This window comes from Sphingomonas sp., from assembly GCF_030145815.1.
Taxonomy (GTDB): Bacteria; Pseudomonadota; Alphaproteobacteria; order Sphingomonadales; family Sphingomonadaceae; genus Sphingomonas.
This window is the reverse complement of sequence record NZ_JAIXHL010000010.1, coordinates 93,471-115,075: the sequence shown is the minus strand read 5'-3', so window position 1 is coordinate 115,075 and position 21,605 is coordinate 93,471. Positions and strand designations below refer to the sequence as shown.

Below are 21,605 nucleotides of genomic sequence, written 5' to 3'. Positions count from 1 at the left end.
TGTCACCCCCGCGAAAGCGGGGGCCCATCTCCTGCACGATCGGCAAACGCGCCGGCGCAAATCCTGGACAGTCCGGGAGATGGGCCCCCGCTTTCGCGGGGGTGACGATGGGGGCTTTTACCGCCCCTGCGCGCGCCAGCGGCGGATCGTGCGGTCGAGGATCTGGTCTTCCCCACCCATATGCCGCCACAGTTCGGAGAAGAGCGGGTCGCCCGATGCCGGGCGCTTGTTTTCCTCCAGCGCGTCGAACGCGACGCGGACCGGGGTGGCGACGCCTTCGCCGACCATGATGCACTCGCGGTTGCGCAGCGCGGGGATGGCGTCGAGGAAGCCGCGCGCGCCTTCGGGCATCGCGGCGCGCACGAACGCCTGGTCGCGGTCGTTGTTGAGGCGCATCGAGATGATCGTGCCGCACTGCGACAGCACGCCTTCGGCCAGATCCGAGGGGCGCTGGGTGATCAGGCCGAGCGAGACGCCGTACTTACGCCCTTCCTTGGCGATGCGGCTGAGGATGCGGCCGACCGATGATCCGTCGGCGTTGCGCTCGTTCGGCACGTAGCGGTGCGCCTCTTCGCACACGAGCAGGATCGGGCGCTGTGCCTCGCCGCGCGACCAGATGGCATAGTCGAACACCATCCGGCTGAGCACTGCGACGACGACGCTGGTGATCTCGCTCGGCACGCCCGACACGTCGATGATCGAGATCGGCTTGCCGTCGCCGGGCAGGCGGAAGATGCGGGCAATGAAGCTCGCCATCGTGTCCGACACGAGCATGCCGCTGAACATGAAGGTATAGCGCGGGTCGGCCTTGATCTCGTCGATCTTGCCCTTGAGCCGCAGATAGGGGGCGGTGTCGGTCGCCTTGTCCATCTTGCCCATTTCGAGCTGGATGATCTGGGTGAGGTCCGACAGCAGATACGGGATCGGCGCGTCGACGGTCAGCTTGCCGAACTCGGCGGCGAGCCGGTTCTTCTGCTTGGCCATCAGGATGCAGCGCGCGAGGATGTCGGCGTCGACCTGACGGTCCGACCCGTCGGTGGTCAGGAACACTTCGCAATGTTCCTCGAAGTTCATCAGCCAGTACGGCATGGCGAGGTTCGACACATCGAACAGCGCGCCGTTGGTCTTGAACGCCGCTGAATATTCGCCGTGGGGATCGATCATCACGACATGGCCCTGCGGCGCGAGCTCGCAGATGCGGTGGAGGATCAGCGCGGCGGCGGTCGATTTGCCGGTACCGGTCGAACCCAGCAGCGCGAAATGCTTGCCCAGCATCGAATCGATATAGAGCGCGGCACGGATATCCTTGGTCGGATAGACATTGCCGACCTCGATATGCGCGCGGTCGTCGGCGGCGTAGATCTGCTTCAAGTCGGCGGTCGAGACCGGGAAGACCGGCGTGCCGGGAACCGGGTAGCGGGTGACGCCGCGCCGGAAGCTGTAGAGCTTGCCGGTCAGCTTTTCCTCGTCGCCCTCGCCCAGGAAATCGACCTGCGCAACGACTGCGCCGCTGCGTTCGTCGAGTCGCAGTGCGCGGATATTGGCGATCAGCCAGCTGCTGCCCGCGCGCAATTTGATCTGGCTGCCGACGGTACCGGCCCCGGCGACCGCCGGATCGGCGCTGGTGGCAAGCGGTTCGAGTGCGGCGCGGTCGAACACCACTTCGCTCGATGCGCCGCCGATTGCCGAGACGACGCCGATGCCATGGGCCGCTGCGGGACTCGCCGCGTCGCTGACCTCAGAGGCCGGACGGATGCGGTCGAATCGATGGCCGCCCATGTCTTCAGTCATCACGCGCTACTGCTCCCCCTGCAAAACACCGTGGTTCTACGAGACGGGAGTAAAGAAGTGGTTCGCGTGGGGAGTAGGCCGGCGCGGCCCACCAACGGCTCAGAATCGGCGGAAAATGGCGCCCGCAGCCCAGCCGAAGCCGATCGACAGCAGCACTGCGGCGATGCCGTAGAGCATTGCGTGCTGTTCGGCCGCGCCCGCCACCCAACGCTCAAACCCCGATTTGCGGATGTCGATCTCGCGCACCGCTGCGGCGAGCACGCGACCGTCGCGGATCAGGAAGGTTTCGGCGGTAAAGCGCCCGACCGGCACGCGCGCCGGAATCTGGATGCGGCCGCGATAGAGGACATTGTCGGTGATTTCGACGGTGCCCGGGGCCTCGTAATAAAGGCCCGCGCGGCGCTTGAGGTCGACCAGCCCCGCGTCGAAGCGCGACTGGACCGCAGGCGCCGCGCCCGATGCCGGGGAGAGCTGGAGGCTATCGAGCCCGAGCTCGTAGATGGCGCGGGTGCGCGCATCGACGATCCGGTCGATCGGGCGCGACGAGGCAATGGCGTAGAAGGACGGGGCCGAGCGATAGCGGGTGCGGTCGGCATTGACCCAGATGCCCGCCACGCGCTGCTTCTCGCGCACCAGCACCGATTCGGTCGGCCCCTTGACCACCACCACGATGTCGGTGGGCGGATCGCCGGGGCGCGGGGCCGTGTTGCCCGGTTGAACGATCGCGCCGAACAACAGCAGTTCCGCACCGGTGAAGGAGTAGATGATCTCGATCTCGCGCTGCGACACATCGGGGACGAGCGTCGGCTTGGCCTGTCCCAGCAGCAGCGGCGCGGTGAGTGCGAGGAGGAGCGGCGGGAGCTTCATCCTAGCTCTACCGAGTAGATTTCGTCCGGCTGCCAGGCGAGGCCGGCGACCATGCGCAGCGCGACGAGCAGAACCATGATCGCCAGCGCAAGGCGCAGATATTCCGGCTTTGTCCGCGCCGCAAAGCGTGCGCCGAGCTGCGCCCCAACGACCGATCCGAGCAGCAACAGCGCGGCGAGGACGATATCGACCGCCTTGGTCGTTACCGAATGCACCATGGTCGCGGCGGCGCTGACGAACAGGATCTGGAACAGCGAGGTGCCGACCACGACCTGCGCCGGCATGCCGAGCAGATAGAGCATCGCCGGGATCAGGATGAACCCGCCGCCGACGCCGAGCAGCATCGTCAAAATACCGGTGGCAAAGCCGAGCAGGAGTGGCGCGAGCGGCGAGATGTAGAGGCCCGAGCGGTAGAAACGCCAGCGCAGCGGGAGTGCCGCGACCATCGGATGATGCCGCCGCCGTCGCGCGCGCGCGGTCGCTCCGGTCCGCGCCGAACGGATCGCGCCGAGCGATTCGGACAACATCAGCCAGCCGATCGACCCCAGCATCACGACATAGAGCAGGGCGATCACCGTATCGATCTGCCCGCTCGCCTGGAGCAGGCGGAACAGCAATGCGCCCGCGCCGGAGCCGAGCACGCCGCCGCCGATCAGTACCCATGCCATATGCAAATCGACGCCGTTGCGGCGGAAATGCGCGAACACGCCCGACACGCTCGCCCCGGTCACCTGGCTCGCCGCCGACGCCGCCGCGACGGTGGGCGGGATGCCATAGACGATCAGCAACGGGGTGGTGAGGAAGCCCCCGCCCACGCCGAACATACCCGACAGCATCCCGACGCCCAGCCCCAGCAACACGATGACCAGCGCGTTGACCGAGAGACTGGCGATGGGGAGATACAGGTCCATGAGGATGTCCTGCCTAGCCCTTCACGCCGCACTGCGGAAGGGCGCGCGGGCGATAGATTGTTTTCAGCACGGCTGAAATGGCTGCGGCGCCGGCCCGCCAATCAGCGGAGCTGAATCCAACTCTAGAAATCCGCGCCGAGGGTGAGCGCTGGCCCCGATCCGGGACGCGCATCGCCGGCGACCCGCGCGCGCCAGTCGAGTGCGATGCGCAGCGGCTGTCCGGCGATCGGCACCGTGGTGACGGCGGTCGGGCCGATATCCATACGCGCCGCGTCGCGCTGCGCCGCGCCCCAGGCACCGGCCCCCAGCGCCAGCCGGGCCGTGCCGACCGCCGCAATGTCGCGCGTCACCCGCAGCGCGCCGTCGGCAAAGGGTTCGACGCGGGTCCGCTTGACCGCACCGGCCTGACCATAGGCTTCGAGCTGGAAGACGAAGGGCAGGTCGATGCCGCTGACGCCGCCGACCACCGCGACGGCGGGCCCCGATTTGCCTCCGTCGAGCGCCAGCCGCTGTTCGGCGAGGAAGCGCATCGGTGCGCGCCATGGTCGCCACTCCACGCCCAGCGCCAGCTCGCGCCCGTTGCCGGCGAGCGGGGTGGTTGCGCGTGCATAGAGCGCCAGCCGCCCGCGCCGGTCGAGCGTGCGCGCGATGCGCAGCCCGGCCTGGTCACCGCCCAGCATCGCTCCGCCCACGCCCGCGCCGCGCCGGGTGACCAGCCATGCGCTTGCCTGCCAGCGGTCGGGCGTCGCGCGGGGGGCGAGCATCGCGGGCGGGGCGGGAATGCGCGGCAGCGGCGCGACGCTGTCAGCCGCCGCCCGCTCGGTGCCGAAGGAGACCAAGTTCAGCATCGCGAAACTGGCCTGTGGCGGCGAGATTGCGGCGGTGGTGCCGGTGGCGGCGTGCGCAACTGCGGTGCGCGCCATGGCGGGGCGGAGCGCGACTATCGGGGGCGGAGGCTCCACCGCACGGATCGCCGGTGCTGCGGCAGCGGGACGGAGCGGCATCGCCGCCTCGATCGCCTCGGGCAGGCTGGCGCCTTCGGGCCAGAGCAATACCACGCGCATCGCCGCCCAGCCGACCGCCACCATGGCGACGAAGCGCAAGGGACGGCCGCGGCCGGGCGCGGCTTGAGCGGTCACGCCACGCGCTCCTGCGTGTCGGGGAAGTGGTGCGCGGTCTTGTCCCAGCGCGCCGGGTCGCCACGCAACGTTGGCCAATATATCGCGATCGCCCGGCGCGCGGCGAGCAGCGCGATCAGACTGGCGACCAGCACCCGGGGAACTGCCAGCAACGCCTGAACCCAGCCATGCGTGGCCCCGGTGAATGCGATCCGCATCGCCACGCGCCAGCCGAGCAGACCGGCATTGACCGCAAGCAGCCAGCCGACCGGCACATCCGGCGTGGGGCTCTGCGTCCCCGCCAGCCAATGCCCGACGAGCGACAGGCCCCATGCGACCAATGCAATATAGGCGATGGCCAGCACCGGAATCGCCAGCGTCGCGCGCCGGTCACGCATCCGCATCCAATGCTCGCCGAATGACCCGCCGCGCTGCCACCCGACGCGATCCCATCCGGCCAGCGCGATGCCGGTCAGCCAGCGCGCCTTTTGCCGCACCGCCGCGTTGAGGCTGGCCGGGAAATAGGCACGCACCGCGATCAGCTCTCCGCTCGCGGCGCGCGCGCGCACGAACCGCGTCCGTCCGCCCAGCGCGGCGACGGTGAGGCCCAGCTCATAATCCTCGGTCAGACTGGCCGCGTCGAACGGTTGCCCGTCACGGCTGTCGGCGATCCGGCCGAGCATTTCCCGCCCGATCGCGCAGCCGACCCCGGCAAAGGGGATCGCCGCGCCGAGCGCCGCGCGCACGATTAGATTTTTCCCGTGGCTCTCGGCGAATTCGTCGAGATAATGCCCGGCGACCAGCGGCGAGCGCGCATCGGCGAGCGGCTGGACCGGCAGCTGCACCGCGTCATGATCGGTCAGCCAGGCGGCGAATACGCGCAGTTCATCCGGATGGACCAGATCCTCGGCATCGTGCAGCACGATCGCCGCGCACGGCTCACCTGCCGCTTCGTCGCGCAACAGCGCGCGCCACTGCGCGTTGAGGCAATCGGCCTTGGTCGTCGGCCCCGGCGTCGGCCCGATCACGAGCCGCACCCGCGGGTCGGTTGCGGCGACCTCTGCCACCGCCGCGATCGTCGGGGGATCATTGGGATAGGTGCCGACATAGATGCGATAGTCCCCCGCGCCATAGCGGGCGAGCGTCGCGCGCAGCATCGCGCCGATTACCGCCGCCTCGTCCCACGCGGGAATGAACACCGCCATCGGCAGCGGTGCGGCGGCAAGGCTGCGGGGCAGCTCGTGCCGCAACCGGGCCCGAATGCGCGCGATGCCATAGGCAAAGTCGATCAGCAGATCGTCGATCCCGCCGATCAGGAATCCGATCGCGGCGAACAGCATCGCTTCGCGCGCGATGCTGTCGATGACCAACAGGGTCGTCTGCTCCACCCCCATGCCGACTCCCCCGATTCGGACACGATACTGTCCGATTCGGATCGAGAGGGGGCAAGCGTAAAATCAGGAGCTTGCACCAGAGTGGAGCAAAGCCCTGCCACGCAATGCGAAAAGGCCGCCGCCCGGTGGGGCAGCGGCCTTTCGACTGGCAGCGATGACGCGCGGCTTAGCCGTCGTAATCGGCGCCCAGATTCTGGTTGCGCGGCGGGGCAGCGGCGGTGAGGCGCAGCGCCTCGGCCGATGCGGCCAGGCTGCCGACGTCATCGGGCGCTTCTTCATCGTCGATCTGCACGCGCTGCAGGCTGCCGACCAACGCTTCCTCGAGATGGTCGGGACGCACGGTCTCTTCCGCGATCTCGCGCAGCGCGACGACCGGGTTCTTGTCGCGGTCGCGATCGATGGTCAGCTCCGCGCCGCCGGAAATCTGACGCGCGCGCTGAGCCGCCAGCAGCACGAGATCGAAACGGTTCGAAACCTTGTCGACGCAATCCTCGACAGTGACGCGCGCCATGGAACGCTTCCTTTGGGCAGAGATACAGGAAAGGCGGCCATCTAGGCGGTACGGCGGCGCGAGTCAAGGAAATCGCCCAGCGCTGCGCCGGGGCTGGCGCGATCCGGGCAGGCATGCAATCCCGTGCGCCATGGAGCTGGCCACCGACGCATCGCCCGGATTTGCCGCAGGCCTGCCGCCCGAGCCGCCGCCCCAGCCGGTATTCGCGATTGCGGGCAGCCGGCTGCAGCTGCTCGATACCGGGCCGCGCCGGCTCGATGCGTTGCTGGAGCTGATCGCGGGCGCGCGCCGCTCGCTGCGGCTGCTCTACTACATCTACTCCGACGATGCGGTGGGGGTGCGGGTGCGCGACGCGATGATCGCGGCGGTCGAGCGCGGAGTCGCGGTCACGCTGATCGTCGATGGCCTCGGCAGCGACCCGGCCTATGATCGCGATTTCTTTGCACCGCTGCGCGCGGCGGGCGGGCGCGTGTGCTTTTTCGTGCCGCGCTGGGGGCGGCGCTATCTGCTCCGCAACCACCAAAAGATCGCGCTGGCCGATGGCGAAAGCGATGATGCGCGGATCATCATCGGCGGGTTCAACATCCAGGACAATTATTTCGGCGCGCCGGGCAGCGATGGCTGGCGCGATCTGGGGCTGCTGGTCGCCGGGCCGACAGCGGCGCGGATGACCGGCTATTTCGATGCATTATGGCACTGGACGCTGCACCCGCGCGCGCCGTTGCGCGCCCTGCGCAAGGCGCTGTCGCAATGGAGCGAGCCGGACGGGCAACTCCGCTGGTTGCTCGGCGGGCCGACGCGGCGGCTGAGCCCATGGGCGCGTGCGGTGCGGCGGGACATGAAGAATGCGCGCGCGATCGACATTCTCGCCGCCTATTTCTTCCCGAGCCCGGCGATGCTGCTGCGCCTCGGCCGCGCGGCGCGGCGGGGCGGACAGGTGCGGGTGGTGGTGCCGTCGATCACCGACAATCACCTGACGCTGCACGCCGCACGCTTCACCTATCGCGGGCTGCTGCGGCGCGGGGTGCGGGTGTTCGAATATCTGCCGACCAAGCTGCACACCAAATTGTTCGTGATCGACGACAAGGTGCAGATCGGATCGGCCAATTTCGACATGCGCAGCCTGTTCCTGAACCTGGAAGTGATGCTGCGCATCGACGATGCTGCGTTCGCAGCGCATGTCCGCGCCTATGTCGATGCGGAGGTGGCGCGGTCGTTGGAGGTGACGCGGGAACTGCACCGTGCGCGCAGCGGGTTCTGGACGCGACTGATGCAAGCTGCGGTGTATTTCGTGGTCGGCGTGCTCGACTATCGCGTGACGCGGTCGCTCAATATCACGCGCGAGGATTAGCCCCGGACGCCGTAGCATCCGGGGCCAAGCCATTACTTCACCGCAGCAAGCGCGGCTTCGGTCTTGGCCAGCACTTCGGGCGTCAGCTTGTCGGCGGCATAGGTTTTGAGCTGGTTGAGGCTCATGGTCTTGAACATCTCATAGCTCTCATGCGTCGACACTTCGGGCAGCACGCCGTCCAGCGCAGCCTTCGCGGCCGGATTTGCGACGATGTCCTGGATCGGCGTGTCGAGGTTATACTTGGCGGCAGCGGCGGCCGGTGCGGCCGGTGCGGGGGCTGCGTCCTGCGCGAACGACGCGGGGGCGAGCGGCAGGGCCGACAGGGCGACGGCAAGCAACAGGGTCTTCATCTGGTAATCCCTCCCACGGCGCACGCGAATCGCGCGCCGACCTTTCCGGTGGCTTGACGCTAGCGTGAAGTCCGGTGCTCCGCGAGGGGGATTGGCGCGCATCTGGCGGAACCCGTCGCATCGCGCCATGTTGAGGCCCCATGCGCGCCTTTGCCGACCTGCTCGACCGGTTGATCTACACGCGATCGCGCAATGCGAAGCTGCGGCTGATAGGCACATGGTTGCGCGAAACGCCCGACCCGGATCGCGGCTGGGGGCTGGCGGCGCTGACTGGGACGCTCGACTTGCCGGCGGTGAAGCCGGCCGTGATCCGCGCCTTGGTGAGTGAGCGGGTCGACCCGGTGCTGTTTCAGCTGAGCCGCGATTTCGTGGGCGATACGGCAGAAACCGTGGCGCTGATCTGGCCGGAGCCGATGACGCCCCCGCCCGAGTCCGAACCGCTGACATTAGGCGCGGTGGTCGATCGGCTCGCCAGCCTGTCGCGCTCCGACGCACCCGCCGCGCTTGGCGCGATGCTCGATCGGCTGGCGGCGGACGAGCGTTATGCGCTGCTCAAGCTCGCCACCGGCGGCCTGCGCGTCGGCGTATCCGCCCGGCTCGCCAAGACCGCGTTCGCCGAGGCGTTCGGGGTCGATGTCGATGCGGTGGAGGAGGTGTGGCACGGCCTGACCCCGCCCTATGCGCCTTTGTTCGATTGGGGCGAAGGGCGCGGGCCGCAGCCGACCACGACCGATGTGCCGGTGTTCCGCCCGTTCATGCTCGCCCACCCGCTGGAGGAGACGCAGGTCGACCTCAACGACTATGCCGCCGAGTGGAAATGGGACGGCATTCGCGTCCAGATCGTCCATGTCGCGGGGGAGACCCGGCTCTACAGCCGTGCGGGCGACGACATCACCGCCAGCTTCCCGGACGTGGCAAGCGCCTTTGCAACGCCGGGCGTGCTCGACGGCGAATTGCTGGTGCGCGGTGAAGCGCAGGGGGGTGAGGCGGGCAGCTTCAACGCGCTGCAGCAGCGGTTGGGACGCAAGGTGGTGTCGGCGAAAACGCTGGCGGAGTTTCCCGCCTTCGTTCGCCTCTACGACCTGTTGTTCGACGGGCGGGAGGATCTGCGCGAGCTGCCCTGGTATGCGCGCCGCACTCGGCTGGAGGCGTTCGCCGCGCCGCTCGACCGGGAGCGGTTCGACGTCTCGGCACTGATCGACGCGGCGGATTTCGCTGCGCTGGAAGAACTTCGCGCCGGTGCCCGAGACGCCGCGATCGAGGGGGTGATGCTCAAGCGGCGCGACTCGCCCTATGTCGCGGGGCGGCGCGTCGGGCTGTGGTATAAATGGAAGCGCGATCCGCTGACCGCCGATTGCGTTCTGATGTATGCCCAGCGCGGGAGCGGGAAACGCTCGTCTTTCTATTCCGACTATACCTTCGGCGCATGGACCGAGGGCGGCGAGCTGCTGCCGGTGGGCAAGGCCTATTTCGGGTTTACCGACGAAGAGCTGAAATGGCTCGACCGCTTCGTGCGCAACCATACGACCGCGCGGTTCGGGCCGGTGCGCGAGGTTGAGAAGACGCTGGTGCTCGAGGTCGCGTTCGATTCGATCCACGCGTCGAATCGGCACAAATCGGGCCTCGCGATGCGCTTTCCCCGGATTAGCCGCATCCGCACCGACAAACCGGCGCATGAAGCGGATACGATTCTCGGGCTGGAGCGGTTGGCGACTTAAGCGAGCAGACAGACGATCGCGACGCCGCCGCCGAGCACGAATCCGGCGACCCGGGCCGTATGCAGCTGGCGCTGCCCGACACTCCGCCAGCCGCTACGAAAGCCCCAAAGGAATGGGTTCATGGCCGCATATTATCCTTTCGGCACATTCGCCTCAAGCTCGTCCAGCCATGGCCCCGCCACTCCGTCGGACGGCGCACGCCAGTCACCGCGCGGGGAAAGTGCGCCGCCCGCCGACACCTTTGGCCCATTGGGAATCGCGCTGCGCTTGAACTGGCTCTGCGCGAAAAAGCGGATCAGGAATTTCTCCAGCCAGTGGCGGATCGTGGGCAGGTCATAGGCGACGCGCTGATGCGGCGGCACGCCCAGCGGCCATTCGCCCGCATCGGCATCGCGCCACGCATGCCACGCCAGAAACGCGATCTTCGACGGCGCGAGACCGTGGCGCACGACATAATGGACGAAGAAATCGTTCAGCGCGTACGGCCCGATCTTCGCCTCGGTGCTCTGCATCGCGCCGCTGGCGTCGGCGGGGACGAGTTCGGGCGAGATTTCCTGCGCCAGGATCGCTTCGAGCACTGCATCGGTCTGCGTATCGAACTGGTTGGTCGCGACGCACCAGCGGATCAGGAACTGGATCAGCGTCTTGGGCACGCCCGCGTTCACCGCATAGTGCGACATGTGATCGCCGACGCCATAGGTGCACCAGCCGAGCGCCAGCTCCGACAGATCGCCGGTCCCGAGCACGAACCCGCCGCGCTGGTTGGCGAGGCGGAAGAGATAGTCGGTGCGCAGACCCGCCTGAACATTCTCGAACGTGATGTCATACACCGGCTCGCCATCGGCATAGGGGTGGCCCATGTCGGTCAGCAGCTGCCGCGCGGCGGGGCGGATATCGATCTCTTCGGCGGTGATGCCGAGCGCCTTCATCAGCGCCCAGGCATTGGCCTTGCTCCCCTCGCCGGTCGCGAACCCCGGCATGGTGAAGCCTAGAATGTCGCTGCGCGGTCGCCCCAGCCGGTCCATCGCCTTGGCCGCAACGATCAGCGCATGGGTCGAATCGAGCCCGCCGGAGATACCAATGACCAGCTTGCCGAGGCCGGTCGAAACGATCCGCTTGCGCAGCCCCTCGACCTGGATGTTGAAGGCTTCGTAGCAGTCCTCGTCCAGCTTTTCGGGCGTGTTGGGGACGAACGGAAAGCGTGCGACGGCGCGGTGCAGGCCGATATCGTCGAAGCCCGGCTGATGATCGAACGCGATGCGGCGAAACCGCTGTTCGGGATGGCCGGCGGCGGCGGCGTTGTCGTTGAACGTGCCAAAGCGCATCCGCTCCTGCCGCAGCCGCGCGACGTCGATGTCGGCGGTGATCAGTTCGTCCTCAAGGTCGAACCGCCCCGATGCGGCGAGCAACTCGCCCAGCTCGTAGATCAGGCTCTGCCCGTCCCAGGCGAGGTCGGTGGTGCTCTCCCCCGGCCCGGAGGCGGAGAAGACATAGGCCGATGCCGTGCGGCTGGATTGCGCCGCGCACAGCAACGCCCGCTCGCGCGCCTTGCCGATGACGATGTTGCTGGCCGACAGGTTGCACAGGATCAGCGCTCCGGCCATCGCGCCAAAGGTGGAAGGCGGCAGCGGCCCCCAGAAATCCTCGCAAATCTCGGCATGGAAGGTGAAATCGGGCAGGTCGCTGGCGGCGAAGATCAGGTCGGTACCGAAGGGCGCGGTCTGGCCCGCCAGCTCGATCGTGCCCGACAAGCCAATGCCCGAAGCGAACCAGCGCTTCTCATAATATTCGCGGTAATTGGGGAAATAGCTTTTGGGCACCACGCCCAGCACGCGCCCGCGTGCGATCACCACCGCGCAATTATACAGCCGCCCGTTGCGCTCCAGCGCCGCGCCGACCAGCAGCACGGGCTTGAGCTTCGCGCTCGCGGCGATGAGGTCGGCGAGGCCCTGCGCGGTCGCGCGCAGCACCGCGTCCTGCAGATGCAGATCGTCGATCGCATAGCCGGTGATGCCAAGCTCGGGGAACAGCAACAGGTCCGCGCCCGCCGCATCGCCCTGCTTCGCCAAAGCGATGTGCGACGCCGTGTTCGCGGCGATATCGCCCGCGCTCGCGCTCGGGGTGCAGGCACCGACGCGCACGAATCCCTGCGCGTGGATCGAGTGAAAGCGGTGTTTGCCCTTCATGCGGCGGTGGTAGCGCAGCGCTGCGCCGCGCGCCACTTACACCTTGGTCGCGTAGATCATCCGCCCTTCGCCGAGCAGCGCGAACAGCGTGTCGAGGTCGCGCTCACCCACCGCGAAACAGCCCTGGCTGCGGCCGAGCTTGCCGTGCTTGGCGATCATGTCGGGGTTCGAATACCACGCACCATGGACCACGATCGCGCGGTCGAGTGCGTTGTAGTTGGTCGGATCGAGGCCGATCAGCCGCTGCGACAACTGATGCTTGCCGACATAATAATTGGCGGCGAGGAACGCGCCCTCGCACGTCGCTTCGGAATTCACTTCGTTCGAAAAGCGCTGAAGCATGCCGGTATGTTCGGGGTCTGACCCGATGCCGTGGCTGACCAGCATCGAGCGCGTCGCGCCGTTGATCATGTCGACGAAGTGGAAACGCAACCGCGAACTGGGCAGCGAAAAATCGGCGATCGCGATCCGGTCCTGCTGGCGGATGCGGCTCGAATGCTGCTGGAGCGCGGCGACCGCGCGTTCGAACAATTCGGGGCGGACGCCGCGCGGCGCACTGGCCACCGCGCGCGGTGCGGCCGGGACCGGCGTGGCGACGGGCGGTGGCGGGACCGGCACATGCGCGGCGGGCAGCGCCGCCGTCGTCACGCTGCGCGCGGCACAGCTGGCGAGCAGACCCGTACCGGCAATCATGCCGGCGGATTTCAGGAAGGCGCGGCGCGAAGCCGCAGCGTCGGTCATCTTGTCCATGCGTCCTCTGTGCCCCCACAAACTTCGCTATCCGTAAAAGCCACTATAGCGCAGGTCGCGGCCGATTCGTCCTAAGGGAGTCCACAGTTCGCCGTCGGTTCGCCGCAGACTCGGTGCGGTTGGTCGAGACTTGTCCCGAATCGGGCAACGGGTTCGTCTGCGCGTCCTGTGCGCGGAAACTGTGCGGCACCACCTTGTCCTGTCCGCGTTAACCATAGATAGTGGGTGCAGTCGCCCGCGTAACAATGGAGTGTAGGGATGGGGTCTGCGGTCACGCGGACAATGCGGGCGGTTTCGGTCGGTCTGGCGCTGTGCGTCGCCGTTCCAGCCGCGGCCCAGCAGGTAATGCCCAGCGGCAGCGACGAGATTCTGCTCCGCAACGGCCAATGGACCTGGATCGAGGATGCGGCGTTTCAGCCGACCGGCGGGGCATCCGGAGTCACGCTCCTCATCAGCATTCCCGGTCAGGTCGCCTATGTCTACCGCGACGGCGTGCTGATCGCGGCCTCGACCGTATCGACCGGAAAGCCGGGCAAGGCGACGCCGGTGGGGGAGTTCACGATCCTGCAAAAGCGAGTGCATCACCGCTCCAACATCTACAGCAACGCGCCGATGCCCTTCATGCAACGGCTGACCTGGACCGGCATCGCGCTGCACGCCGGGCAGCTGCCGGGCTATCCCGCTTCGCATGGCTGCATCCGCTTTCCCCGCGAGTTTGCGCGCCGCCTGTTCGAGGTGACCGCGCTCGGCACTGCGGTGTCGGTGGTGGATTATGAGATTGTCGATCCGCGCGTCCGTCGCGGCGCGCCGCGCCTGCCGCCGACCCAGATGGCAAAGCGCGCCGATCCGCCGTTCCTGCGCGCCGATCTCGCCGCCTTCCGCACCGGCGACTATGATGTGGTGACGTCGAGCAACGACGTGATCATCCCGGCATCGACCGGGGCACAGTCGGTGTCGCCCGAGGGGGTCGTGTTCGCCCCGATGGAGCCGGTGGTGCAGAAAACCGGCCGACGGCGGCGGTAACGGCTTATGCGGACGCAGCGGGTCCGGCGTAATTAACCGGCGCGACGGTCCAGGCGAACGGCCGCAGTGGCCCGCCAAGGGTCGCGACCAGCGCATCCTCGATCCGGCGGCGGCTCTCCGCGGCAATTGCCTTGCGCCCGGGGAACTCGGTCGGGTCGAACGGGTCGAGATAATGGATGCGCAGCGGAAAGCTGCCCTTGCGCGACAGGATCCGGCGGGCATTGTTGATGCCGCCTTCCTCGCCGACCCAGCCGATCTCTTCGCCGACCGCGCCATAATCAAGCAGCACGGGCTGGACCATCACGCCCGGCGGCGGGGGTTCGAGCACGCGCAGCATCGGCGTCTTGAACGGCAACAGCGACTTGCCGTCGGTGGTCGTGCCTTCCGGAAACACGGTGATCGCCCAGTTCTCGGCAAGTGCGTCGCGCAGTGCGTTGATCTGTTCGGCCACGCCCATGCGGTTCTCGCGCTTCACATAGACGGTGCGGTTGAGACCAGCGAGCCAGCCGACCACCGGCGACGCGCCGATTTCTGCCTTGGCGACGAACGCGGTGCCGCTTGATCCGCCCAGCGCAAGGATGTCGATCCAGGACAAGTGGTTGGACACATAGAAGACGTCTCGCCGCAGCGGCGTGCCGACCACTTCGATCCGCGCGCCGGCAATGCGTCCCGCACGCCACAGGAACCAGCGCGGCCAGGGCGAGGAGAGGCGCAGCAGCCGCCACAGATAGTGCATCGGCACATGCGTCAACACCGCGAGCAGCAGCAGCCCGACCCGCCGCCAGAAGCGAAAGCTCTCCGCCGGGGTCAGCTTGGTAGGCAGCCCAAGGGCGGCGTCGTGGCGCCGCGGATCGACGCCGTCGGTCATGGTCTCAGGGCTTGCGCTCGAGTGCGACGCCGTACAGCTCCATGCGGTGATCGACCAGGCGGAAGCCCAGCCGTTCGGCGATCTGCTTCTGCAGCAGCTCTAGCTCGGGATCGACGAACTCGATCACCTTGCCGGTTTCGACATCGATCAGATGGTCGTGATGCGCCTCGGGCGAGGGCTCGTAACGGGCACGGCCGTCGCCGAAATCATGGCGGTCGAGGATGCCCGCCTCTTCGAACAGCCGCACGGTGCGATAGACCGTCGCAATCGAAATGCCCGGATCGATCGCCGATGCACGGGCATAGACCTTTTCGACATCGGGATGGTCGTCCGCTTCGGACAGGACGCGCGCGATCACCTTGCGCTGTTCGGTAATGCGCAGGCCCTTTTCATGGCACAGCGCTTCAAGGTCGATCTTGCGGTTCATGGGGATGATGTAGCGTCAAGCGACGCCGGGGAAAAGAGAGGGTGGCCAGTTTGATGCGCCGTTCGGCGCATGCGGCACCGGCCCGCTCCCCCACCCGGCCACCCATTTCAGAATATCCTGCCGATGGGTGGCCGGGTGGGGGAGCGGGCCGGTGCCGTCACCGGGTGCGCGTCAGCGCACCCGGCAAACAGCGTCAGCGCTTGCGGCGCTTGGTACCGAGGCCGATCTTCTTGGCCAGCGTGCGGCGCTGTTCGGCATAATTGGGGGCGACCATCGGATAATCGGCGGGCAGGTTCCACTTCGCGCGATAGTCGTCCGGGGTCATCTGGTAATGCGTCATCAGGTGACGCTTCAGCATTTTCAGCTTCTTACCGTCTTCCAGACAGACAATATAGTCGGGCTTGATCGACGAGCGGATCGAAACTGCCGGTTCCTGCTTCTTCACTTCGGGTTCCGGCTTGGCGCTACCCAGATTGGTAAGCGCGCCATGAACGTTGGCAATGAGCAGCGGAAGATCAGACACTGCCACGCTATTGTTGCTGACATGTGCGGCTACAATATCCGCAGTGAGCGTGATCAGCGTTTCCTGCAGGTCATTCTGCGTGTCCATTTTCGTCCTTTCACATAACGCGGCGGCGATAAGATTTACGGGCCGTCACAGGCGCTATCACGTCAAGCAACTGGCTTTGCAAGTCATTCTGTCCGATTTTTGGTGTGATCAGTCGAGCGATCTCGAAAATGTGTGTGCGTCGAATAACTTGCCGTCATTTCCGCGATAATAGTCGCGACGTTCACCAATCTTGTTAAAGCCTGCGCTACGGTAGAGCTGGACCGCTTCGTTGTTTGCGCGCACTTCAAGATGCAGCAGGTCCGCGCCGCGGTCGCGCGCATCGGCCATGACTGCGCGCAACAAGGCGCCGCCAATCCCCCGCCGCCGCATCGTCGGCAGGGTGGCGAGCAGCAGCAGTTCACCCTCGTTCAGGATCGTGCGCGCCAGCGCGAAGCCGACCGGCCGCCCGTCGATGCACGCCAGCGTGAACCACACGCCGGGCAGCGCCAACATCCCCATGCACTGGCTGGGGGTCCAGCCCTCGCCGAACCGCGGGTCGAATGCTTCGGAGATGATCGCGTTCACCGCGCGCAGATCGGCCGGCTGGCCGTGCACGATCTCGATCGGACAAGGCGCGGTGCTCATGCTGCCTTGGGCTTGGCATCCGGCGCGCGGCCATAGATCGGGCGCGGCGGCAGGCTGGTCAGCGCAGCGGGGAGCAGGCGCGCATCGGCTGCACGCGGGAGTGCTTCGCGCAGGTCGAGGCTGTCATTCAGCGCGGCAAGGTGGCGCACGCCATTGCCGACCGCGATCCGCCCGCCCAGCTGCGCCAGCGCGGCATCGGGCTTGAGCGACGCAAAGGGCGCGATCTGCGCGAACTGGCGGTCATAGGCGGCCATGAACACCTCACCATGCCCGCCTTCCAGTACCACGGCCAGCGGTTGGCTACCCGGATTGAGCGCGAACGCACCCGCCGCGACCAGTGGAAGCGACGAAAAACCATGAACCGGCACGCCCCAGCCAAAGCCAAGGCCGCGCGCCGCCGCGATGCCGACGCGGATGCCGGTGAAGCTGCCGGGCCCGCAATCGACCAGGATCGCGTCGGCACGCCCGCCATCGGGCAGCTGCGCGATCATCGGCACGAGGTGCTCGGCATGGCCGCGTCCGACTTCGGCATGGTGTTCGGCGATCAGCGCGCCGCCCTCGATCAACGCGACCGAACAGGCGGCGGTGGCAGTCTCGATGACGAGCGTTCTAGCCAATCTTGTTGAACTTCCCGAAATCGGGGCGCGGCGAGCGGCCGAAGATGGTCGCGGGATCACCCTTGCCAAAGGTCGAGATGAAGTTGACGCGCACCGATGGCTGGTCGGCGAAGAACGCCGCCTCGACCTTGGCCGGATCGAAGCCCGACATCGGCCCGGTGTCCCAGCCCAAAGCGCGCGCGGCCATGATGAAATAGCCGCCCTGCAGCGTGCCGTTGCGGAACGCGCTGTCGCGGCGCTTTTCCTGTGGCCCCTCGAACCAGCTCTTGGCGTCGGTATGCGGGAACAGCCAGGGCAGTTCTACGTGGAAGTTGAGGTCCATGCCGATCACCACCGCGGCCGGAGCGGCGCGGATCTTGTCCGGATTGCTGCCCGTCGCGCACTCGGCGAGTTTGTCCTTGGCGTCCTGCGACAGGCACCACACGAACCGCGCCGGCTGCTGATTGGCCGAGGTCGGCCCCATCTTCACCAGGTCATAGATCGCCTCGATATCCGCCTGCGTTACGTCGCCGGGCAGATAGCCATTATAGGTGCGCGCGGTACGGAACAGCGTGTCGAGCGCGGCGTCGTCAAGTGGCGTACCCATCAGACGGCCCGCACTTCGGTGACTTCGGGGACATAATATTTGAGCAATTGTTCGATCCCGTTCTTGAGCGTCGCGGTCGATGAGGGGCAGCCGGCGCATGCGCCCTGCATCTGGAGGAACACCTTGCCCTTGTCGAAGCCGCGATAGACGATGTCGCCGCCGTCATTCGCCACCGCCGGGCGCACGCGGGTCTCGATCAAATCCTTGATCTGCGCGACGATGTCGGCGTCTTCGGGATTGTCGGCGAAGTCGCTCTCGGGCGGCGGGACACTGAAGCCCGCGCTGCCCTGGCGAAACAGCGGCATGTCGGCGCTGAAATGGTCGAGCAATATGCCGAGCACATCGGGCTTCAGCCCCGCCCAGTCGACGCCGGGTGCGGCGGTGACCGAAATGAAGTCGCGGCCAAAGAATACGCCGGTGACGTCGCCCAGCCGGAACAGCGCATCGGCCAGTGGCGACACCTCCGCTTCCTCGGGCGTGGCGAAATCGCGCGTGCCGCTGTCCATCACGGTGCGGCCGGGCAGGAATTTGAGCGTCGCCGGGTTGGGCGTCAGTTCGGTTTCGATCAGCATGGACCCCATTTGGCGACGAACGCGCGCGGCATCAAGCGAACAGCGGGAAACCATTTGTTGCCCGGCGCCGCGCCGCGTCATCGCCGCGCTTTTCTTTTGTGCGCGGGGAGAGTAAGGCACCGCCACTTTTCCGATCCGTACCAAGAGGTTTGTTTGGCCAAGGAAGAACTGCTTGAAATGCGCGGCCGCGTTGTGGAGCTCCTCCCCAACGCGATGTTCCGTGTGAAGCTCGAGAATGACCATGAGATTCTCGGCCACACCGCCGGCAAGATGCGCAAGAACCGCATCCGCGTGCTGGTGGGCGACGAAGTGCTCGTCGAACTGACGCCCTATGACCTGACCAAGGGCCGCATCACCTATCGCTTTAAGTAAGTCCGGGCCGATGCGGCTCGTGCTTGCCTCCACCTCGCCGCGCCGCCGCGATCTGCTGGCGCGGATCGGCGTTGTGCCGGATCGCGTGGCGGCTCCCGATATCGATGAGAACCCGTTAAAGGCGGAGCTGCCGCGCGTTTACGCGCTGCGGCTGGCCGAGGCGAAGGCGCGCGCGGTCGAGCGGGGCGAGGACGAGATCGTGCTGGCCGGCGACACCACGATCGCGCTTGGCCGCCGCATCCTGCCCCCGGCCGAGAGCGAAGACGTGCAGCGCGACCTGCTCACCAAGCTGTCCGGCCGTCGCCATCATTGCCTGTCGGCGGTGTGCCTGATCGGCCTCGATGGCCGCGCCCGCGTGCGCCTGTCCGACACAGTGGTCGCGTTCAAGCGGCTGAGCGAGGCCGAGATCGAGCGCTATATCGCTTGCGGCGAGGGGCTGGGCAAAGCTGGCGGCTATGCCATTCAGGGCCGCGCCGAGGCGTTCGTCCGCTTCATCTCCGGCACCTATTCGGGCGTGGTCGGGCTGCCGCTCTACGACACCCGCGCGTTGCTGGAGACGGCTGGCTACGACCTTGGCTGAGTGGCTCTACGAAGCCGGGATCGGTGAGAACCGCGCCGCGCTGGTCGCGCGCGGCACCATCCGCAAGGCACGGATCGAACTGCCCGGCCTGCGCGCCGACACCGTCGCCATCGCCAGGCTGATCGACCGCAGCACCGGCAAGGTGATGCTGCCCGACGGGGACGAGGCGCTGTGCGACCCGCTGCCCAAGGGGGTGACGCAGGGCGCATCCTTTCCCGTCCGCATCGTCCGCGAATCGGTCGCCGAGCGCGGACGGGTCAAGCTGCCCAAGGCGGTTCCGGCACCCGACAGCGCGCCCGCGCCCGGCCCCGACCTGCTCGCGCGCATCACCGCCACCGGCCTGCCCGTGCGCCACTGCCACCCGCACGAACCCGATGCGCTGGAGGAAGTTGGCTGGTCCGAAGTGCTGGAGGAGGCCCGCACCGGCGAAATCCGCTTTGCCAGCGGCGCGCTGTTGCTGTCGCTCACTCCGGCCATGAACCTGTTCGATGTCGATGGCGGCCCGCCGCTGGGGCCGCTGTCGATCGACGCGGCGCACGCCGTTGCGGCAGCGATGGAGCGGCTCGACATTGCCGGGTCGGCCGGGGTCGATTTCCCGACGCTCGCCAACAAGCATGAACGCAATGCGGTGGGGGAGGCGATCGACGCCGCTTTGCCCCAGCCGTTCGAGCGGACCGCGATGAACGGTTTCGGTTTTCTCCAGATCGTCCGCCGCAAGACGCGCATGTCGCTGCCCGAACTGATCGCGGCGGATCCCGTGGGTGCGGCGCTTCGGGCCGAACTGCGTCGCCTCGAACGCCTTCCCCCGCCCGCGCCCGATACCCATATCCTCCCCGCGCCGCTGCTGCGCCGGATCGCGCGTGAGCCCGACTGGATCGCCCAGCTCCACCGCCGAACCGGCGGGCGCACCCATTTTGTGGAAGCGACATGAAAGCCATCTGCCCGATCTGCGGCGCCAAGCCCGCACCCGAGTTCAAGCCGTTCTGCAGCCGCGGCTGCAAGGACCGTGACCTGCTGCAATGGCTGGGCGAAGGCTATCGCATCCCCGGTCGCCCGGCCGATCCCGAAGAATTGCAAAGCGGGCTGGACAGCGGCCAACCCCGCGACTAAGAGCGCGCCTTCATCCCGTGCCCGGGTAGCTCAGTTGGTAGAGCATGCGACTGAAAATCGCAGTGTCGGCGGTTCGATTCCGTCCCCGGGCACCATCGCTGCCCAGGCGCGACCCAAGCATATTTGACTGAATAACGACCCGCCAGCCCATGCGCGGTTCCGATCATTGCGGACCCAAGCTGCGGGCCGCGCGTTGTCGCAACGTGACCGAAATGATTGCCCGCCACATCGCCCGTATCCGCGCCCGGCACCCGCTGAGCGCGGAGGAGGAGCAGGCGATCCGCGCCACGATCGGCCCGGCGCTGGATGTCCCGGCGCATCGCACCTTTATCGAGCCGGGGGTGCGGCTGGAACAGAGCATCCTGATCCTCGACGGCATCGCCGCCCGCTACAAGGATCTTCGCGATGGCCAGCGTCAGGTGACCGCGCTCCACATCCCCGGCGACTTTGCCGATCTGCACAGCTTCACGCTGAAGCGGCTCGACCATGCGCTGATGGCGATGACGCCGTGCCGGATCGCGCCGGTTCCACATGCCCGCATTGCCGAGCTGGTCGAGCGCTTTCCCCGTCTCGGGCGGCTCTACTGGTTCTCGACCAATCTCGATGCCTCGATGCATCGCGAATGGGTGTTGTCGATGGGGGTTCGCGATGCGCTTGCCCGGATCGCGCATCTGTTCTGTGAGCTACAGGTGCGGTTGAACCTGGTCGGGCTGGGCGACGGCGACGGCTATGCGCTCGACCTCAGCCAGACCGACCTCGCCGAATGCCGCGGCCTGACCCCTGTCCATGTCAATCGCTCACTGCGGCGGCTGCGTGAAATGGGGGTGCTGACCTTCCGCAACGGTCGGGTCGAGATTACCGACCCTGCGGCACTGCGCGCCATCGCCGAATTCGATCCCGACTATCTCTATCTCGATCCCGACCCGCTCTGACGGCAATTAACACCGGTTAGCCGGATCGCGTCAGCATGCACGCTACCTTCTGCAATACAGGAGGACAGACCATGCAATCCGATATCGACTATTATCGAACCCGCGCGGCCGAGGAACGCGCGCGGGCGGCGGCGGCGGCCGACCCGGCCGTGCGGCGCGCGCATGAGGCGATGGCAGAGCGCTATGAACGCGGGGCGGCAGGCGAGAAGCTGGACTTGGGCATCGTCGAGCGCGGCTGAGCGGAAGTGTATCCAGCTGCGCTGGACTGCGGCACCGGCCTGCCCCCCACCCGGCCACCCAACGGAAGTATCATATGGGCGGCCGGGTGGGGGAGCAGGCCGGTGCCGCCCGTTTCAGCTCTGCTGAAACAACACAA

26 protein-coding genes and 1 tRNA gene are annotated in these 21,605 nt (G+C 67.2%); 10 read left to right on the top strand and 17 right to left on the bottom strand.

The window, feature by feature from the left end; all coding sequences use genetic code 11:
• Positions 1–117: 117 nt before the first annotated feature.
• The 6 genes from KYX69_RS10795 to rpoZ all read right to left on the bottom strand — a co-directional run bounded on the left by KYX69_RS10795 (position 118) and on the right by rpoZ (position 6,592).
• Positions 118–1,791: a DUF87 domain-containing protein gene (locus tag KYX69_RS10795; protein ID WP_300497028.1), complete on the bottom strand. Its 1,674-nt coding sequence runs from the start codon at positions 1,789–1,791 to the stop codon at positions 118–120.
• Positions 1,792–1,890: 99 nt separating this feature from the next.
• Positions 1,891–2,658: a TIGR02186 family protein gene (locus KYX69_RS10790; RefSeq protein ID WP_300497026.1), complete on the bottom strand. Its 768-nt coding sequence runs from the start codon at positions 2,656–2,658 to the stop codon at positions 1,891–1,893.
• Complete coding sequence (locus KYX69_RS10785) at positions 2,655–3,569, bottom strand: sulfite exporter TauE/SafE family protein (protein WP_300497024.1); 915 nt, start codon at positions 3,567–3,569, stop codon at positions 2,655–2,657. Before KYX69_RS10785 ends, KYX69_RS10790 begins: the two co-directional genes overlap by 4 nt.
• A 122-nt stretch (positions 3,570–3,691) precedes the next feature.
• A complete protein-coding gene (locus tag KYX69_RS10780; RefSeq protein WP_300497022.1) occupies positions 3,692–4,708 on the bottom strand; it encodes a hypothetical protein in 1,017 nt (338 codons plus the stop codon).
• On the bottom strand, positions 4,705–6,081 hold the full coding sequence (locus tag KYX69_RS10775) for a glycosyl transferase family protein (protein ID WP_300497020.1): 1,377 nt from the start codon (positions 6,079–6,081) through the stop codon (positions 4,705–4,707). The genes KYX69_RS10780 and KYX69_RS10775 overlap by 4 nt, the downstream gene beginning before the upstream one ends.
• Positions 6,082–6,247: 166 nt before the next feature.
• Positions 6,248–6,592, bottom strand: coding sequence for a DNA-directed RNA polymerase subunit omega (gene rpoZ / locus KYX69_RS10770; protein ID WP_300497017.1), 345 nt, complete (start codon positions 6,590–6,592; stop codon positions 6,248–6,250).
• A 130-nt stretch (positions 6,593–6,722) separates the two neighbouring features.
• On the opposite strand from rpoZ, the gene KYX69_RS10765 reads away from it, so the two are divergent.
• Entirely contained in the window at positions 6,723–7,943 is a 1,221-nt protein-coding gene (locus tag KYX69_RS10765) for a phosphatidylserine/phosphatidylglycerophosphate/cardiolipin synthase family protein (RefSeq protein WP_300497014.1), read from the top strand.
• 32 nt (positions 7,944–7,975) lie between these two features.
• Here KYX69_RS10765 and KYX69_RS10760 read toward each other — a convergent pair whose 3' ends face one another.
• Positions 7,976–8,293 (bottom strand): hypothetical protein, encoded by a 318-nt coding sequence (locus KYX69_RS10760; protein WP_300497012.1) that lies wholly within the window; start codon positions 8,291–8,293, stop codon positions 7,976–7,978.
• A gap of 140 nt (positions 8,294–8,433) precedes the next feature.
• On the opposite strand from KYX69_RS10760, the gene KYX69_RS10755 reads away from it, so the two are divergent.
• Positions 8,434–10,011 carry a cisplatin damage response ATP-dependent DNA ligase gene (locus tag KYX69_RS10755; protein WP_300497010.1) on the top strand — a complete coding sequence of 526 codons (1,578 nt, stop codon included), beginning with the start codon at positions 8,434–8,436 and terminating at the stop codon, positions 10,009–10,011.
• Here the strand turns inward: KYX69_RS10755 and KYX69_RS10750 are convergent.
• The 3 genes from KYX69_RS10750 to KYX69_RS10740 are packed head-to-tail and all read right to left on the bottom strand — an operon-like array spanning position 10,008 to position 12,947.
• The gene (locus KYX69_RS10750) at positions 10,008–10,133 is read right to left on the bottom strand and encodes a hypothetical protein (RefSeq protein ID WP_300497007.1); all 126 of its coding nucleotides are present in this window, start codon (positions 10,131–10,133) and stop codon (positions 10,008–10,010) included. The genes KYX69_RS10755 and KYX69_RS10750 overlap by 4 nt on opposite strands.
• A 9-nt stretch (positions 10,134–10,142) precedes the next feature.
• Positions 10,143–12,197, bottom strand: coding sequence for an NAD(+) synthase (locus KYX69_RS10745; protein WP_300497163.1), 2,055 nt, complete (start codon positions 12,195–12,197; stop codon positions 10,143–10,145).
• A gap of 36 nt (positions 12,198–12,233) precedes the next feature.
• Positions 12,234–12,947, bottom strand: coding sequence for a murein L,D-transpeptidase catalytic domain family protein (locus KYX69_RS10740; protein WP_300497006.1), 714 nt, complete (start codon positions 12,945–12,947; stop codon positions 12,234–12,236).
• A gap of 258 nt (positions 12,948–13,205) precedes the next feature.
• Here KYX69_RS10740 and KYX69_RS10735 point away from each other — a divergent pair, with 258 nt between their 5' ends.
• Positions 13,206–13,970 carry a L,D-transpeptidase family protein gene (locus tag KYX69_RS10735; protein WP_300497004.1) on the top strand — a complete coding sequence of 255 codons (765 nt, stop codon included), beginning with the start codon at positions 13,206–13,208 and terminating at the stop codon, positions 13,968–13,970.
• A gap of 4 nt (positions 13,971–13,974) precedes the next feature.
• Here KYX69_RS10735 and KYX69_RS10730 read toward each other — a convergent pair whose 3' ends face one another.
• The 7 genes from KYX69_RS10730 to KYX69_RS10700 all read right to left on the bottom strand — a co-directional run bounded on the left by KYX69_RS10730 (position 13,975) and on the right by KYX69_RS10700 (position 18,235).
• The gene (locus KYX69_RS10730) at positions 13,975–14,838 is read right to left on the bottom strand and encodes a 1-acyl-sn-glycerol-3-phosphate acyltransferase (protein WP_300497003.1); all 864 of its coding nucleotides are present in this window, start codon (positions 14,836–14,838) and stop codon (positions 13,975–13,977) included.
• A 4-nt stretch (positions 14,839–14,842) separates the two neighbouring features.
• The gene (locus KYX69_RS10725; protein ID WP_066657248.1) at positions 14,843–15,265 is read right to left on the bottom strand and encodes a Fur family transcriptional regulator; all 423 of its coding nucleotides are present in this window, start codon (positions 15,263–15,265) and stop codon (positions 14,843–14,845) included.
• Between the two features lie 193 nt (positions 15,266–15,458).
• Positions 15,459–15,875, bottom strand: a complete 417-nt coding sequence (locus KYX69_RS10720; protein ID WP_300497000.1) for a MucR family transcriptional regulator — start codon at positions 15,873–15,875, stop codon at positions 15,459–15,461.
• A 108-nt stretch (positions 15,876–15,983) separates the two neighbouring features.
• Positions 15,984–16,460 carry a GNAT family N-acetyltransferase gene (locus tag KYX69_RS10715; protein ID WP_300496999.1) on the bottom strand — a complete coding sequence of 159 codons (477 nt, stop codon included), beginning with the start codon at positions 16,458–16,460 and terminating at the stop codon, positions 15,984–15,986.
• Positions 16,457–17,077 carry a tRNA (adenosine(37)-N6)-threonylcarbamoyltransferase complex dimerization subunit type 1 TsaB gene (tsaB, locus tag KYX69_RS10710; protein ID WP_300496998.1) on the bottom strand — a complete coding sequence of 207 codons (621 nt, stop codon included), beginning with the start codon at positions 17,075–17,077 and terminating at the stop codon, positions 16,457–16,459. The genes KYX69_RS10715 and tsaB overlap by 4 nt, the downstream gene beginning before the upstream one ends.
• Positions 17,070–17,663, bottom strand: coding sequence for a malonic semialdehyde reductase (locus KYX69_RS10705; protein ID WP_300496997.1), 594 nt, complete (start codon positions 17,661–17,663; stop codon positions 17,070–17,072). The genes tsaB and KYX69_RS10705 overlap by 8 nt, the downstream gene beginning before the upstream one ends.
• Positions 17,663–18,235 (bottom strand): NifU family protein, encoded by a 573-nt coding sequence (locus KYX69_RS10700; RefSeq protein WP_300496996.1) that lies wholly within the window; start codon positions 18,233–18,235, stop codon positions 17,663–17,665. The genes KYX69_RS10705 and KYX69_RS10700 overlap by 1 nt, the downstream gene beginning before the upstream one ends.
• A 153-nt stretch (positions 18,236–18,388) precedes the next feature.
• Here KYX69_RS10700 and infA point away from each other — a divergent pair, with 153 nt between their 5' ends.
• From infA to KYX69_RS10665, 7 genes are all read left to right on the top strand, one after another.
• The gene (gene infA, locus KYX69_RS10695; protein WP_033923152.1) at positions 18,389–18,607 is read left to right on the top strand and encodes a translation initiation factor IF-1; all 219 of its coding nucleotides are present in this window, start codon (positions 18,389–18,391) and stop codon (positions 18,605–18,607) included.
• A gap of 10 nt (positions 18,608–18,617) precedes the next feature.
• Positions 18,618–19,187 (top strand): nucleoside triphosphate pyrophosphatase, encoded by a 570-nt coding sequence (locus KYX69_RS10690; RefSeq protein WP_300496995.1) that lies wholly within the window; start codon positions 18,618–18,620, stop codon positions 19,185–19,187.
• Positions 19,180–20,118, top strand: coding sequence for a ribonuclease (locus tag KYX69_RS10685; RefSeq protein WP_300496994.1), 939 nt, complete (start codon positions 19,180–19,182; stop codon positions 20,116–20,118). Before KYX69_RS10690 ends, KYX69_RS10685 begins: the two co-directional genes overlap by 8 nt.
• Positions 20,115–20,297: a DNA gyrase inhibitor YacG gene (locus tag KYX69_RS10680; protein ID WP_066662133.1), complete on the top strand. Its 183-nt coding sequence runs from the start codon at positions 20,115–20,117 to the stop codon at positions 20,295–20,297. The genes KYX69_RS10685 and KYX69_RS10680 overlap by 4 nt, the downstream gene beginning before the upstream one ends.
• Before the next feature lie 19 nt (positions 20,298–20,316).
• Positions 20,317–20,392, top strand: a tRNA-Phe gene (locus tag KYX69_RS10675).
• A 117-nt stretch (positions 20,393–20,509) separates the two neighbouring features.
• Positions 20,510–21,229: a Crp/Fnr family transcriptional regulator gene (locus tag KYX69_RS10670; protein ID WP_300497157.1), complete on the top strand. Its 720-nt coding sequence runs from the start codon at positions 20,510–20,512 to the stop codon at positions 21,227–21,229.
• Positions 21,230–21,300: 71 nt separating this feature from the next.
• Positions 21,301–21,468 carry a hypothetical protein gene (locus KYX69_RS10665; protein WP_300496993.1) on the top strand — a complete coding sequence of 56 codons (168 nt, stop codon included), beginning with the start codon at positions 21,301–21,303 and terminating at the stop codon, positions 21,466–21,468.
• Positions 21,469–21,605 lie beyond the last annotated feature (137 nt).